Origin of the sequence: Salinimicrobium xinjiangense DSM 19287 (assembly GCF_000423585.1) — a bacterium.
Lineage (GTDB): Bacteria > Bacteroidota > Bacteroidia > Flavobacteriales > Flavobacteriaceae > Salinimicrobium > Salinimicrobium xinjiangense.
This window is the reverse complement of sequence record NZ_KE384054.1, coordinates 159,226-173,476: the sequence shown is the minus strand read 5'-3', so window position 1 is coordinate 173,476 and position 14,251 is coordinate 159,226. Positions and strand designations below refer to the sequence as shown.

Genomic DNA, 14,251 nt, shown 5'->3' with positions numbered 1-14,251 from the left:
TCCCTAATTCGTCTAAATTCTAAACAAAGTCCATGAAGATCCTTTTTTTCCTCTTTCTGTTACTGCAGGTCCCGTTTTTACAAGCTCAGGAGATACGAGCGCAGGTGCTGGATGCAGCAACTAAGCAGCCCATTCCGTATGCGAATGTGATCTTTGGTGAAAACCGCGGACTGGTCACTAACGAAGAAGGACTCTTCAGTTACAACCCAAAGAAGGAGGAATCTCCCTCCCTTATTAAGATCTCCTCCCTGGGATATGAGCTTCTGGAAGTCGTTCCCACCGAAATTTCAGAAGGAACAGTGTACCTGAAACCAACCTCCATTGAGCTGCGCGAGGTTTTTCTTTCCAACAAAAATCTTTCAGCAAAGGAGATCATAAAAAAGGTAAAGGAAGAGGTTAATAATAATTACAGCTTTGACAATAGCCGAAAAAGAGTATTCCTAAGGGAGTCCGATTTTAATTATGTGCGGCAGTTCGACATAGAAGTCGACAAAAGTACCATTGCAGGTATTGATCAAAAGCTTATGAACGAGATCTCTGCAAAGGTACCAAAGGTTTCAGATTCCTATAAGGAAGTTCTGGCAGATGTCTACGGAAACTACGATAGCCAGAAATTACAAATTATAAAAGCCGCCAATCTTCACAATCCGCAGAGCAATCAGTCCCTGGAGCAGCTAACAGACCATTTAGGCGCACTGTTCATGAACACCCTCAAAGAGCGTTCTTACCTCAAGGTACGTTCTGGAATTATAGGAGTGAAGATCGACGAGGATGAGCTGAAAGAGGAATTTGTAGTAAAGGAGAAGGAACCGGCAAAAGAAAAAACTCCCGAAGAGAAAGAAAAGGCACTTGTAAAAAGTAGAACAGCCTTAAATAAAAGTGCTGCCTCCAAAGTGCAGAGGCTAATGAATGGTATGTTTTGGAAAGAGGACATCACTTTTAACCTTTTTGACAAGAGCAATAAATATAATTTCGTACTCAATGGTTACTCATGGATAGATAATGCTACGGTTTACGTCATAGATTTCAAGCCAAAACGGGGAGCGGATTTCAAAGGCAGGCTTTATGTGAATACTACAGATTTTGGAGTGCACAGGCTGGAATACGAGAATGTAAAACCCCTGAAGAAGTTCCGTCTCTTCGGAATTAGTACGGCAGATGATGTGTACCGCGGCAAAATGATCTTTGTAAAAGATGAAGCCGGAAAATATCATTTAAGTTACCTGGAACGTGAAACAGGAGAATCAGTCGGTATTTCGAGGCCCCTTACCATTATAGAAAAAAATAAGCATGTTCGCGGCCGTCGCAAGCAGAATGAACTGGACCTCGACCTGAAGCTAAAGATTAGTCAGGTACAAAAGCTACAACTGGTAGTCTATGAAAATGAACCGGCAGGATCGGCCCCTGAGACGGCTGTTACAGATTTTGACTACAAGACCTTTAAGGTTTATAATCCAGATTTCTGGAGCGGGTATAATATCATTGAACCCAATGCAGCAATAAGAAGTTTTGTTGCACCGGAAGCTGAGGAGGAAAGTCTTTAAGACCGGCTCCTGACTCTGACCCAGCGAATTTTAGCTGCAAAGAACAAAGAGGCACTGATGGCTGCAGTAAGACTAAACACCAAAAGGTGATTATCCCTAAAGGAAAACAGTAGCAGCTCACAGTTATGTCCGAATCCCTCCACATGTGCAAGGGCATGCAGGAGAACGCCAGCCACGCTGTAGGCAAGGAAAACACCACCCAGCAGTTGTAGAATTCTTTTCATAATGAGGTAGTTAGACCACGAATATAAGTCTAAAACCCTCAGGTTGTATATTTTGATGGTATATTTTTCCTACAAAGGAAATTTGAAGTTAGAAGTACGAGGTTAGAAGTACGAAGTTGGAGGAAAGGTCTATTGACTCAACCCAATTTGGGCTTAAGCCCTTTAAAAATTTTGAGATCTTTATCCACCACCTGAAGGTGGCAATTCATTTGTCCTTTCACCTTTAGAAGATCTCCTCTGGATCAAATCCTGTTCTGGTATGAATTGCCTCCGGCTTTAGCCGGAGGAATGATGATATTGTTAGGAAAGGGCTTTAGGCCCAATTGACCGGTGTCAAAACTGACAAAAAACTCAAACCACAAACCACGGTCCCAGCACTCCCAAAAATGCCTATCTTGAACCAAATTTTTCACACCATGCAAAAAATCACATTTTTAAGCCTTCTGTTTTTCTTCGGAAGCTTCGCTTTTGGGCAGAATGAAAAAACAGCCGTGAACGAACTTCTGGAAAACTGGCACAAAGCTGCAGCTGAGGCCAATTATGACAATTACTTCACCCTGATGGCTCCGGTATCTGTTTTCATTGGTACCGATGCCACCGAAAACTGGAACAAGCAGGAATTTATGAAATGGTCAAAACCCTATTTTGACCGGGGAAAAGCCTGGAGCTTCTCCACCCTCGAGCGTAATATCTTCATAGCCGAAGATGGAGAACTCGCCTGGTTTGATGAGCTGCTGGATACCCAAATGGGCATTTGCCGCGGTAGTGGTGTAGCCACAAAAGAAGACGGCAGATGGAAGGTAAAGCACTATGTTCTCTCCATTGCGATTCCCAATGAAAATGTGGATGCGGTGACCGCCTTAAAAGCAGAATTTGACAAAGATCTGATCTCCAGGTTGAGATCCAATTAAGCTGCTGTAGCAGAGGTGCAAATTCATTCCTTTTTATTAAATTTCGCCGCAATAAAAATTTACTTAAAACATGAACAGAATAAATAAAGGCTTCCTTCTTTCGCTTATGGCCACAGCGGTTGTTACCGGCTGTAAAAAGGACAAAGAGATTGAAGCCGAAGAACCGCGCGGGATCAATCTGGCCTATATGGACACTACGGTGGCTCCACAGGAAAATTTCTTCAGGTATGTAAACGGCCGCTGGCTGGATACCAATGAAATTCCTGAAGACAAAACTACCTGGGGCAGCTTTAATGAGCTGCGTGAAAAAACAGATAAGAATGCCCTTGCCCTGCTGGAAGGTGCGGCGAACAGCGACAGCCTTGACGGGAACAGCGATCAGGCGAAAGCCGTTTACCTGTACAAGACCATCATGGATACCGTTGCCCGTAATGAACAGGGAATTGAACCCATTCGTCCTTACCTCGACAAGATCGCTGCTATAAAGACCAAAGAAGATGTACAGAATTATCTTCAGGAAATGCAGCTATACGGCGGCGGCGGATTCTTCACCTTTGGCGTAGGTGCCGATGCCAAGAACTCCAATTTGAACGCAGCTTACCTTTCCCCAGGTGGCCTCGGTTTGCCGGATAGGGACTATTATGTTGCTGAAGATGCCGATTCAAAAGATAAGCGTGAAAAATATGTGGCTCATATCACCAGGATGCTTCAGTACCTGGGAGATTCCGAAGAAGAGGCAGCGAAAAAAGCTAAAACTATCCTCGAATTCGAAACTGCACTTGCACAGCCCCGTCTTGATAAGGTAGAGCGTCGTGATGCCCGTAAGACCTATAACCCAATGACCGCTGCCGAGCTTCAGAAAGCAGTTCCTGCAATCAACTGGAACCGCTATTTTGAATCTATTGGTGCGGCCAATGTAGACACTATCATTGTGAGACAGCCACGTTACATGCAGGCGGTTCAAAAAACGCTCGCTTCTCAAAATGTGGAGGACTGGAAGGAATATCTGCGCTGGAATCTTTTCAATGATGCGGCAGGAATGCTGACTACCGAAATTGAAGAAGCCAAATGGGAATTCTATGAAAAAACCCTGCGCGGGGCACAAAAACCATTACCGCGGAATGAGCGTGCCCTTGCTACTATCAATGGTACAATTGGAGAGGCGCTTGGGAAATTATATGTAGAAGAGCATTTCCCGGCTGAAGCTAAGCAGAAAGCTGAAGAGATGATCAAAAACGTGGTAAAAGCCTTCGAGAACAGGATCGACAACCTTAGCTGGATGAGCGACAGTACCAAGATAAAGGCAAAGGAAAAACTGGGCACCACCAAGATCAAGGTTGGATATCCCGATGAGTGGAAGGACTATAGCAGTGTTGAAATTAAAGAACCTGCCGATGGTGGTTCTTACTTCCAGAACATGCTAAATGCTGCAAAATGGAGAGTTCAGGAGGATATAGCCGAACTCGGACAACCGGTTGACAAAAGCGAATGGTTCATGGCACCACAAATCGTGAATGCTTATTACAACCCGCTATACAACGAGATCGTGTTCCCTGCAGCTATCCTGCAGCCACCTTTCTACGACTATAAAGCTGATGCTGCCGTGAATTACGGCGGAATTGGAGCAGTGATCGGTCATGAGATCTCTCATGGATTCGACGACAGCGGCTCCCGTTTTGATGCCGACGGAAACCTCAACAACTGGTGGACAGAAAAAGACCTGAAGGAATTTGAACTTTTAGGAGGGAAACTTTCTGACCAGTACAGCGCTATTGAAGTACTGGATTCAGTTTACATCAACGGAAAATTCACCCTTGGTGAGAACATCGGAGACCTTGGAGGAGTGAACGCCGCCTACGACGGACTGCAAATTCACCTGAAGGAGAATGGTCACCCCGGGGAGATCGACGGCTTCACTCCCGAGCAGCGTTTCTTTATGAGCTGGGCAACCGTCTGGAGAACCAAGATGAGAGATGAAGCGCTTAAGAACAAGATCAAAACCGATCCGCATTCTCCGGGACAATATCGTGCATACGTACCCCTACAGAATATTGATGCTTTCTACGAAGCCTTTAATATTCAGGAAGGAGATAAAATGTATGTAAAACCGGAGAACAGAGTGAAGATCTGGTAATCTCCATTGTCATTCCGATCCCGAGCTTCGGGAGAGGAATCTCTAATGAGAACAATATTTTAAAGCCCCTCTTTTGGAGGGGCTTATTTATTTTATAAAAGATTGATCTTTTAATTTTTATATTTTTATCTACTCAGATGGCCCCTCCTTATTTCGAATGAAAAATTGATAGAAGCAAAATTAGAAATTCCCGGATGGCCGATCTTTATAAAAACAAATACCGAATAAAATCCGCCCGACTCGAGAGCTGGGATTACAGGTGGAATGCAGCCTATTTTATCACCATCTGCACCGCCAATATGAAGCATTACTTCGGAAAAATTAAAAATGGAAAAATGGAACTCTCCCCCTTAGGAGCGATCGCAGACATCCTATGGCATGGCATTCCCAACCACACATCCCATGTGGAATTAGGCAATTATATTGTCATGCCCAATCACATCCACGGCATTCTAATATTAAATAATCCTGAACTTCCGAAGGAAGAAAATATTTCCAAAGGAAATATTGAGCAGGAGAAGGATGATTCCCCCGGGAATCATCCCGAGAATTCCGTACAGACGTTGCATGCAACGTCTCCACAGTATCCAAATTCCCAGGATCATGCCCAGGATCTCCAGGATCATCCCCAGCCTCACCCAAAAAATCCCCAAATGGCTGCAATCTCCCCAAAATCAAATTCCATTTCCACCATAATCAGATCCTATAAATCTGCCACTACAAAACATGCCCGCAGACTGGGATTTGAATTTGAATGGCAAACCCGCTTTTATGACATCATCATCCGGGATGAACTTGCTTTTTATAATATTTCGAACTACATCAAAAACAATCCGGCAGCCTGGAAGGAAGATAAATTCCGATAATTATTAATTAACACCTTCCAAAAGGCCATTTTAAAGCCTCCTCTTCTAAAGGGGCTTATTTATTTCACCGAAAAATTTAAATTTAAAATTACATTACCAAAGATCTGCTCCTTAGATTGCAACAGAATTAGAACAAGCTAAAATTTAATGCTGGAATACATAATCATTTGCCTTTTTGCCCTGCTGGCGTCGGGACTGACCTTCTTCTCCGGCTTCGGACTTGGAACCATCCTTTTACCGGTTTTCGCCCTCTTCTTTCCGCTCGATATTTCGATAGCCCTGGTGGCCATCGTACATTTCCTGAACAACCTTTTCAAGCTAAGTCTGATTGGCAGAAAGGCGGATAAAAAAGTGGTGCTGAAGTTTGGTATTCCGGCGATTCTCGCAGCCTTTGCCGGGGCTTATCTGCTAACGCTGCTTTCAGAAACTGAAGCTTTGATCAGCTATTCCCTGGCAGGAAAGACCTTCGAAATCACTCCGCTAAAATTGATCATTGCATTCCTGTTGTTTGTCTTCGCGCTGTTCGATATAGTTCCGAGACTGATGAAGCTGAATTTCGATCCAAAGTACCTGCCCCTGGGCGGTGTGCTGAGCGGCTTCTTCGGCGGACTCTCAGGCCATCAGGGTGCGCTGCGGACAGCCTTCCTCATCAGGGCCGGGCTGACGAAGGAAGTCTTTATCGGCACCGGGATTGTGATCTCTGTGTTTATCGACATCTCCAGGCTCACGGTCTATGCTGCAGATATCCTGAAAATTAGATCTGAAATTAATTACTCCCTCCTCATTGCCGCTACTTTGTCGGCTTTCGTCGGTGCTGCTGTTGGTAACAAGATCCTGAAAAAGATCACCATAGAGACCCTGCACCGGGCGGTGGGAATCATGCTGCTCGTGTTTTCTGTATTGCTGGCAGCGGGGATTGTTTAGAAAATTCTACTCATCCTTCAGCTCCACCACCACTTCGATCTCCACCGCGATATTGGAAGGTAAACTCACATGTCCCACCGCAGCTCTGGCGTGTTTTCCCCGTTCCCCGAAGACTTCGAACATGAGATCAGAAAAGCCGTTGATCACCTGTGGCTGCTCGTAGAAATCGGGAGCTGAGCTCACCATCCCCCGCACTTTTACGAACTGTTTGATCCTGTCCAGATCACCCGTAGCCGCTTTAAGGGTGGCAAGGATCCTGATTCCGGTATTTCGCGCCGCCTCATAACCTTCCTCGGTAGTAAGATCCTTTCCTAAAGTGCCTTTCTCCGGACTACCTTCCCCGGCTAAATACAGCAAATTCCCGACCTGTCTCCACTTCACAAAGTTGGCCGAAGGTTCTCTTACTTCAGATAATTCAATTCCCAATTCTTCAATACGTTCTTCGGGACTCTGCGCCCAAACCGGTCCGGCAATAAGGAGCAGTAAAAAAAGTAGTTTTTTCATGGCTGAAGTTTTAGAAGGTAAAAGGTAATAAAAAAGGGAAACGTACATTCTCCAATCCCAAATTAACCAATCCCGAATTAACCGTTTTGGAATTTGGAATTTGGTGCTTTGAATTTAACCTTACTTGGAATTTGATGTTTGGAATTTCCATGAATTTGGTGCTGGGTGGTATATATTAAACAATATTCAATATACATTATGCAATAAAAAGGTTTCTCGCAGAAAACGCAAAGATTAACCGCTAAGACCGCAAAGAATTTTGTCTCAAATTGGAATTTGGTGCTTGAAATTTGGTGCTTTCCCATGAAGGTTTCACACAAAGCAAAGAAGCCAAAAAAAGAAGAACACAAAGAAATTGTAACTCATTTGCTGCCATCTATTTCATTCTAATAGAGGTGACAATGTCTGTTTTTCTTAGCTTTTACATTATACAATATTCAATATACATTATACAATTAAAATTTTCCCGCAGATCACGCAGATCTTCGCAGAAGAACGATTCTTTAATCCCTAATTAACCAATCACCAATTAACCATTTTGGAATTTGGATTTAGTGCCATTGTTGTCCGATGAAAAAAGAAGGAACCTCTGAAAAAGCCCGCTAATGCCGATAAGAGATCTTATCTATCAGTCTGAGGGGGTGGTTTTTAGTTCTTTGAATTTTCAAATATTCTACCAATGAAAAGAAATTTTCACAACATTGAATTTCAGTATCTTATAAAAAAGTCTTGGTTCTAGATTCTAGAAGCGGAGCGGTCTAGATTCTTTTTCCGGACAACAATGATTGAGTGCTTGGAATTTTCCTGCTTGTAAGAATTTTAACATTTATATTAGCAGGAGAATCCTGCTCCTTCTTCCCTACCGCTGTTGCAGGTCAAAGACTCGTTTTAGCCCGCCGCTGAAGACAGTAAAGAGAAGTGAAATATGGAATAAAAGACGTTGTGCAAAATGCATAGAATGATAATCTTTATTCGAATATTTAAATTGAGTTTTATCCAAAGGACAGGTCTCGAATAGGCTGATTAATTTTCTTCTCTTAGGGAGAATTTTCCATCACCATCAAAGGAAGAAAGAGTAATTGTGACTGACCAAACTCCGGAAGTTCCACTTGAAGTTATGCCTGAAAAAGAATCAAGTTCAGCACCACCTTGTAAAGTTTTTTTTAAAATAACATTTCCATCTGCATCCTTCACTTCCATTTCAAAGAAACCATTACGTGAGGACATCATATCAGCATTATAGTCCGCAATGTTTAATGAATTTTGCCATAAAAATGTTCTTTCAACGTGTCCATCCTTACCAGAAAATTTACCATCCACATTTCCAAAAAAATAATCATCTCCATCATCATAAAGAGGTGTTCCATTGACAGTTAACTCAACAAATTGAGTTGAATCATCATCACCATCATCAGAACTACAACCGATATTAATTACAAGTAAAGTCGAGAAAAAAATTAAAAAAGCAGGTTTTAAAATTTCAGTTTTAACCATAAGTAGAGAATTAAGAGGTTAGATTTAAACGCTTAGTATGGGTATTATTCGGAATTTTCACTAAGTAACACTATAATCTGGATAAATTCACCATGCACGACAACGGTTATTAAAAATGGCTTTTTTGAGAGATAAATTCCTACATTTATTTCCATTAGAAAAACCCGTTAGTGATTTCTTCTCTACACGCCACTTTTGTTAACCGGAGACGTTGCCAGCAATATTCACCAAGCTTTAAGGTCTTTGATTTTTCTCCATAAAACCTGCTCAAACTATACAATAGGCAAGTAAAGTCATTTAATGTCAAGAAATGACGTGTTCAATTTCTGGTATTGGCATACTAATAATCCCACTTAAATGATAGATTTGAAAAAAAAGACAGACTACACATATGGAACTTTCTGAACATCTAAAAAAATTAAGATTAGATAACGGTTTTTCTCAAGAGGAGTTGAGCGAAAAATCAGGTTTAGGTTTACGGACAATACAAAGATTAGAAAATGGAGAAAGCAGTCCAAGAGATGACACTTTACGTTTATTGACTAAAGCCCTAAATGTACCGCAAGACTATTTTAAAAAAAATAAAAATACTTATATGGAAAAAACAATGAAACGTGGTTTTCAAGTTCCTTGGCTTATAGTAAGTCTCACAATTATTGGCAGTTCATTAGGTGTTATTTTAGGATTTATCCTGGTCTTATCAAATAAACCATTGCTAAACGATGCAGTATCTCTCATTATAATAATAACAATCGCAGTGCTCTTTATGGGGATAGGTTTACTAATTGGAAGTTTTCTTGAAAAAAAGTTCAAAAAAAAGTAACCCCTCTACCCTGGTTGAATTGTATTATTATGGGTCGTAGCCAAACAATGACAAAGAGACATGTATTTTTCTTGTTAGGAGTTTTACTTGGAATAGTAATTCTGACCAATCTTCCCTTCCTACCGGGACCAAACTTTCTGAATACTACGGCACAGGTTATCTACAATGGCGGGCAGATGATGGGGATATTGGGATTACTGCTTATCCCAATTGGGCTGATATTGACAATACAACAGTTTCGAAAGTCAGATAAAAAAATTAAAATAGCTTCCCTACTTCTTTGGTCGATTCCCCTGACTGTCCTTCTTTCCACCTCTTATCTTTCATATTTTACAAGAGATTTCAGTAGAAGCTTTGCGATAAAAAGAACTGAGAACCTGATAAAGCAAATTGAGGCTTTCAAGGAGGAGCATGGTTATTACCCAGAATTTTTAGAATACGCAGGAATAAAAACACCGTCAACAGGAATAATAGGAATTGGCTCTTTCTATTATCAGGGAGACTCTGCCAATTACGAACTCACTTTTTATCAAAATGTAATTTTGAGCTTTAATTATGAGATCGTCACTTACGACAAAACAGGCCGTCATTCAGCAAAAGGCGAAATGGAAGAATTGTATGAGACAGGTTTTGATCACTGGAAGTATGAAATATTTGACTGACAAAAATACGGCTACCTTAAACCGGGTATCAACAGAATACAGCAGGTATTTTGGATTCATTTTAATCCATCAGTGACACGAGACGAGAGGTTTGGGAGAAATATGTTTCAAAAATGACATTTTAGAAGCCTCTTCTTTTGACGGGGCTTTTTTTACTTCACAGAATTTCTTTGCAGCCTCCTCAAAACCAACGGGTTTTTAATTTAATTTCAGCCCTTCATTTCTAAACAATGTTACAACGGGTATTTCGGGCTTATGTGGGTTCCTTTAGTGACCTGAGACGGGAGGTCTGGCTCCTGGCATTCATCACCTTTATCAACAGAGCGGGAACAATGGTGATCCCGTTCCTTTCGCTTTACCTGACCAAAAACAGGGGTTTCTCTCTTGAAGAGGTCGGCTGGATCCTCACCTTCTTTGGACTGGGATCCGTGGCCGGCTCCTGGCTGGGTGGGAAACTGGTGGATAGGATTGGACACTATAAGACCATGGCTTTTAGCCTGCTGCTCTCGGGCGTACTATTTATCTTTTTACAGTTCCCTGGTACTTTCTGGGGCATTTGTGGCGGGATCTTTCTTGTAATGCTGGTCGCCGATGCCTTTAGGCCGGCAGTTTTTGTTGCCATCAATGCCTACAGCAAACCTCAGAACAGAACACGGTCGGTCACGCTTATAAGACTTGCCATCAACCTCGGCTTTTCGGCAGGTCCTGCCGTGGGCGGATTGATCATTGCGGGTGCCGGTTACAGCGGACTCTTCTGGGTAGATGGGATCACCTGTATGCTGGCAGGATTACTTTTACTCAAGCTGCTCCACCCTAAAAAGGCAATTGAAAATCCAAAAGAGATCGTAAGCATTCCGAAGTCCATGATGAAAGACAAACCTTACTTGGTCTTTATTGTAGCCATGATGCTGTTCGGTTTGGTTTTTCTTCAGTATTTCTCGACCATGCCGTTATATTACGCGCAGGTGCATGCATTTAGTGAATTCGAGATCGGGGTGTTGTTGGGCTTGAACGGGTTCCTCATTTTCCTGTTTGAAATGCCGCTCATCAAATATCTGGAAGCAAAGTTCCGCTCCACTTTATTCCATGTGATCACGGGAACCATTCTGGTAGCCTTAAGTTTTCTGCTCATAAACCTGTTCGGGTGGATAGGAATTGTAGTGGTGGGGATGATCTTCCTGACCGTCGGGGAAATGATCGCCTTTCCTTTTTCAAACAGCTTCGCCCTCAAAAGAGCCGAAGGCGGAAAACAGGGATCCTATATGGCATTATACAGCATTGCATTCTCCACCGGACATATCTTCGGACATAATTCGGGCATGCAGCTGATCGATAAATTTGGATTCAGCCTTACCTGGAACGTGATGATTGTCCTTTCCCTGATCACCTGCGGATTGCTTGTCTACGTCCTGTTCATGTTAAAAAAGGAAAATGATGTTCCTGTTTTAGAATCTGAAGAGCGCAAAATAATATCTGAGTAAAGGGAGATTTTTGAGTTCATAGCAACTCCAAAATTACCTTACAAAAATGACATTTTAGAGGCCTCTTCTGTGGAAGGGGTTTTTACATGGGACTGTTAAAAAATTAAAACTATATTAGTGGCTGCTGCGATTCCCTACACACCGCAATAAATGATCAATAATTTTTATTCTTTCCACAGCAAAGGGGAAGTAACCTGTATTACCACATAAAATATGGAAAATCTGATCTTTTTAGGAATGGCCCTGGTCATCTTTTACCAAATTTATTCAACCCATAAAAATGTCAACAAACTCGTAGGTCAAATTGAAGACTTAAAACACAAGATAGATAAACTCCAAAAATAGGTTTCTTGAGATCCCCGAATCGTATCAAATTTGACCATAAGATCGACTGGCTAATGTTTATCTTCATAGTATTGGCAGTTGGATTTTATGTTATAGCACACAGTCATTGGTTTGACCTTGAAGAAGGACAAACTAAATTTTTATTTTTAGTGGGAGGATTATTAAATGTTGCTGCTTTGACCAAGATGTTCTGGTACAAATATTATGTGCGGTGGAACAGCAAGGCCATTACCATCAAATTTAATTCCTTCTCCGGTCGCACAATTCCCTTTGCAGACATAGAGACCTTTGATTTTTCAGAATCCTCCCTTATCATCAGCAAACGCAGGAAGAGGAAGAAGTTCAGTTTTCCTACCTCAGAGATAGCTGAAGAAGATCTCCGTAGGCTTGAAAGTATTCTGCTAAAGCACACCTTGCCACAAAAAGCCTGATCCTTCAAATACCTTCCAAAAATGATATTTTCAAAGCCTCTTCTTTTTCTCATTTTTTTGCCACTTATGCTTATAAATTGTAGAGCTGAGAAGCAGCCAAATTCATAAAACTGAATACCTGTATTGGATTGGAGATATTAAGAAAAACAACTCCACTACTCATGGCCGGGACCGGTTGACAAAAAATTTAAAATGATAATATGAGAATATGGAATTTTCAGGTAAGTAGCGATCCTGTAGAGGTCAGCAGAAGATTAGAGTCCGCCTTTGGTGGAACGAAAAGATTTGTTTTTAGAGTGAATTCTGAAAAAAAGAAACCGGTAAAATTTAAGATTCGGAAACGGATGCTTCTTGGATTTGAGATAAATACTCAAAATAATCTTATTGTAACCGGAAAATTATTCAAGGTAGATTCAGAGGACAAGACCGATGTAAAAATTGCTTTCATGTTACACCCATTATCCAAAGTACTGCTTTTCGGGCATCTTATCTTAGGATTAGGCTTGTTAGCCGGAATGGTCCTGGAATATAGTTCTAATGCTTATATGTGGATAATAGGAGGAATTTTGTTAGCAACAGGGCTCTTGATTGGACTGCACTTAAAAAAGGAGGTTGAGAAGCAAGTCCAGGAATATAAGATTTTGATCTCAGGCATATTAGAGTATTCGCCTGCTGAAGCCTGAGAGTTGACAGAAATAATTCAAGCTGTACAGCACGCATAAAATTTTAAACAAAACCCTGTCAAAAAACTTTTAGAAAACAACTAACGACTTAAATTTTGACCGAACAAAAAACAGCAAGAAAACAAAAAACCCTTAGCAGAATATTGATCTAGTTGTTATTCTAACCTCAACCTGTTTTCAGGTAAAAAAATTCTGCTGGCGCGGATTTGCAATCCGTGCCGATTAAATTCGAAAATACAGTGATTACGGCTATTCCCGCCGAATGTCGGGTAAATGACGGGTGAAGTAATCCCGTAAATTTTGTACTTTTCTGCCGTTCCGGATAATATTGCTATGAACAAAAGAAAAGTACAACATCAAAAATCATCAATCATGAAACAGCCGGAACTTGGACAAAGAATCGCCGAACTAAGAAAAGAAAAAGGACTTACCCAGGAAGAGCTGGTGGATCTCTGCAACATCAGCGTAAGAACAATCCAGCGCATCGAGACCGGAGAGGTCACGCCGCGGACTTACACGGTCAAAACCATTCTGTCGGCCCTGGGGCACGACCTGAAGGATATTAGAAAGGAGGAACCTTCTACCTGGAACAAAAAAGGAATTCTGAGGTTGGGCTGGATCTTCGGGATCGTTTATTTACTCCTGGGATTTCTCGAAGGACCTATGGACTTCATGAGAATTTCGGAAGATCTCTCGGGGACCTCCAACTATTTTTTCTTTCCGGTGGATGGTTACAGCCAGACCTTTTATCTTATTATCAAAGTACTCGTGCTGGTTGCCTTCATTTTCTTCCTTAGGGGCTTTGTCGCCCTGGGAACCATCATTGAAAATTCTCTGCTAAAGATCAGTGCCCTGCTTCTCATCGCGCTCATGATCTTCACTATAGCGCACGATATAACCTCCCTTTTCTGGAATCCTGTGGATCCACTATTCATTGCTATGGGAATATCAGTAGCCTTTGGAGTTCTGGGAATTATCTTCGGAATATCTCTTATCCGGCTACGGAAAACTCTCGGTCCTATTTGGCTTTTCGCCGGACTCCTGGAAATAGCTGCAGGCTTATTTTTCCTTTTTGTCAATCCGCTGGGTCTTCCAATCCAAATGCTGGCGGGACTGCTGCAGGTGATCATTCTTTACAAGGCAATTTCACCACGTCAAAGACCCGCAGCACAACTGGCATAGAAATGGAGCATTTTTTGCAGTAACTATACCGGAATTATTTTTT

General features: G+C 41.8%; 15 protein-coding genes. 12 read left to right on the top strand and 3 right to left on the bottom strand.

The genetic code is table 11. From position 1 onward, the window contains the following. Positions 1-32 precede the first annotated feature (32 nt). The gene (locus G564_RS0113990) at positions 33-1,544 is read left to right on the top strand and encodes a carboxypeptidase-like regulatory domain-containing protein (RefSeq protein WP_029038208.1); all 1,512 of its coding nucleotides are present in this window, start codon (positions 33-35) and stop codon (positions 1,542-1,544) included. Here the strand turns inward: G564_RS0113990 and G564_RS0113985 are convergent. Beyond that, positions 1,541-1,768 carry a hypothetical protein gene (locus G564_RS0113985; protein WP_029038207.1) on the bottom strand — a complete coding sequence of 76 codons (228 nt, stop codon included), beginning with the start codon at positions 1,766-1,768 and terminating at the stop codon, positions 1,541-1,543. The two genes, G564_RS0113990 and G564_RS0113985, sit on opposite strands and share 4 nt — an antisense overlap. Positions 1,769-2,184: 416 nt before the next feature. On the opposite strand from G564_RS0113985, the gene G564_RS0113975 reads away from it, so the two are divergent. The 4 genes from G564_RS0113975 (at position 2,185) to G564_RS0113960 (ending at position 6,603) form a co-directional block, all read left to right on the top strand. After that, positions 2,185-2,679, top strand: coding sequence for a nuclear transport factor 2 family protein (locus G564_RS0113975; protein ID WP_029038206.1), 495 nt, complete (start codon positions 2,185-2,187; stop codon positions 2,677-2,679). 70 nt (positions 2,680-2,749) lie between these two features. Further along, complete coding sequence (locus G564_RS0113970) at positions 2,750-4,813, top strand: M13 family metallopeptidase (protein ID WP_029038205.1); 2,064 nt, start codon at positions 2,750-2,752, stop codon at positions 4,811-4,813. A gap of 194 nt (positions 4,814-5,007) precedes the next feature. Then, the gene (locus G564_RS0113965) at positions 5,008-5,679 is read left to right on the top strand and encodes a transposase (protein WP_029038204.1); all 672 of its coding nucleotides are present in this window, start codon (positions 5,008-5,010) and stop codon (positions 5,677-5,679) included. A gap of 147 nt (positions 5,680-5,826) precedes the next feature. After that, positions 5,827-6,603, top strand: a complete 777-nt coding sequence (locus tag G564_RS0113960; RefSeq protein WP_245583697.1) for a sulfite exporter TauE/SafE family protein — start codon at positions 5,827-5,829, stop codon at positions 6,601-6,603. A gap of 6 nt (positions 6,604-6,609) precedes the next feature. Here G564_RS0113960 and G564_RS0113955 read toward each other — a convergent pair whose 3' ends face one another. Continuing rightward, complete coding sequence (locus tag G564_RS0113955) at positions 6,610-7,107, bottom strand: RidA family protein (protein ID WP_029038202.1); 498 nt, start codon at positions 7,105-7,107, stop codon at positions 6,610-6,612. A 1,023-nt stretch (positions 7,108-8,130) separates the two neighbouring features. After that, positions 8,131-8,601, bottom strand: a complete 471-nt coding sequence (locus G564_RS0113940) for a hypothetical protein (RefSeq protein ID WP_029038200.1) — start codon at positions 8,599-8,601, stop codon at positions 8,131-8,133. 391 nt (positions 8,602-8,992) lie between these two features. Here G564_RS0113940 and G564_RS19355 point away from each other — a divergent pair, with 391 nt between their 5' ends. The 7 genes from G564_RS19355 to G564_RS19350 all read left to right on the top strand — a co-directional run bounded on the left by G564_RS19355 (position 8,993) and on the right by G564_RS19350 (position 14,208). Beyond that, positions 8,993-9,424, top strand: a complete 432-nt coding sequence (locus G564_RS19355; RefSeq protein ID WP_051205491.1) for a helix-turn-helix domain-containing protein — start codon at positions 8,993-8,995, stop codon at positions 9,422-9,424. Between the two features lie 47 nt (positions 9,425-9,471). Next, positions 9,472-10,086 (top strand): hypothetical protein, encoded by a 615-nt coding sequence (locus tag G564_RS0113930; RefSeq protein ID WP_037374061.1) that lies wholly within the window; start codon positions 9,472-9,474, stop codon positions 10,084-10,086. Positions 10,087-10,316: 230 nt separating this feature from the next. Beyond that, positions 10,317-11,567: an MDR family MFS transporter gene (locus G564_RS0113920; protein ID WP_029038198.1), complete on the top strand. Its 1,251-nt coding sequence runs from the start codon at positions 10,317-10,319 to the stop codon at positions 11,565-11,567. 213 nt (positions 11,568-11,780) lie between these two features. Then, positions 11,781-11,912: a hypothetical protein gene (locus G564_RS20795; protein WP_262504844.1), complete on the top strand. Its 132-nt coding sequence runs from the start codon at positions 11,781-11,783 to the stop codon at positions 11,910-11,912. A gap of 5 nt (positions 11,913-11,917) precedes the next feature. Next, complete coding sequence (locus G564_RS0113910) at positions 11,918-12,343, top strand: hypothetical protein (protein ID WP_156879249.1); 426 nt, start codon at positions 11,918-11,920, stop codon at positions 12,341-12,343. Between the two features lie 200 nt (positions 12,344-12,543). After that, on the top strand, positions 12,544-13,026 hold the full coding sequence (locus tag G564_RS0113905) for a hypothetical protein (protein ID WP_029038196.1): 483 nt from the start codon (positions 12,544-12,546) through the stop codon (positions 13,024-13,026). A gap of 372 nt (positions 13,027-13,398) precedes the next feature. After that, positions 13,399-14,208 (top strand): helix-turn-helix domain-containing protein, encoded by an 810-nt coding sequence (locus G564_RS19350; RefSeq protein ID WP_084625650.1) that lies wholly within the window; start codon positions 13,399-13,401, stop codon positions 14,206-14,208. Positions 14,209-14,251 lie beyond the last annotated feature (43 nt).

Coding starts and splice junctions, on each gene's coding strand:
- G564_RS0113965 (WP_029038204.1), top strand. CDS start 5,008: ATGGCCGATCTTTATAAAAACAAATACCGAATAAAATCCGCCCGACTC.
- G564_RS0113930 (WP_037374061.1), top strand. CDS start 9,472: ATGACAAAGAGACATGTATTTTTCTTGTTAGGAGTTTTACTTGGAATA.
- G564_RS0113905 (WP_029038196.1), top strand. CDS start 12,544: ATGAGAATATGGAATTTTCAGGTAAGTAGCGATCCTGTAGAGGTCAGC.
- G564_RS0113990 (WP_029038208.1), top strand. CDS start 33: ATGAAGATCCTTTTTTTCCTCTTTCTGTTACTGCAGGTCCCGTTTTTA.
- G564_RS0113920 (WP_029038198.1), top strand. CDS start 10,317: ATGTTACAACGGGTATTTCGGGCTTATGTGGGTTCCTTTAGTGACCTG.
- G564_RS20795 (WP_262504844.1), top strand. CDS start 11,781: ATGGAAAATCTGATCTTTTTAGGAATGGCCCTGGTCATCTTTTACCAA.
- G564_RS19355 (WP_051205491.1), top strand. CDS start 8,993: ATGGAACTTTCTGAACATCTAAAAAAATTAAGATTAGATAACGGTTTT.
- G564_RS0113940 (WP_029038200.1), bottom strand. CDS start 8,601: ATGGTTAAAACTGAAATTTTAAAACCTGCTTTTTTAATTTTTTTCTCG.
- G564_RS0113970 (WP_029038205.1), top strand. CDS start 2,750: ATGAACAGAATAAATAAAGGCTTCCTTCTTTCGCTTATGGCCACAGCG.
- G564_RS0113975 (WP_029038206.1), top strand. CDS start 2,185: ATGCAAAAAATCACATTTTTAAGCCTTCTGTTTTTCTTCGGAAGCTTC.
- G564_RS0113960 (WP_245583697.1), top strand. CDS start 5,827: ATGCTGGAATACATAATCATTTGCCTTTTTGCCCTGCTGGCGTCGGGA.
- G564_RS0113955 (WP_029038202.1), bottom strand. CDS start 7,107: ATGAAAAAACTACTTTTTTTACTGCTCCTTATTGCCGGACCGGTTTGG.
- G564_RS0113985 (WP_029038207.1), bottom strand. CDS start 1,768: ATGAAAAGAATTCTACAACTGCTGGGTGGTGTTTTCCTTGCCTACAGC.
- G564_RS19350 (WP_084625650.1), top strand. CDS start 13,399: ATGAAACAGCCGGAACTTGGACAAAGAATCGCCGAACTAAGAAAAGAA.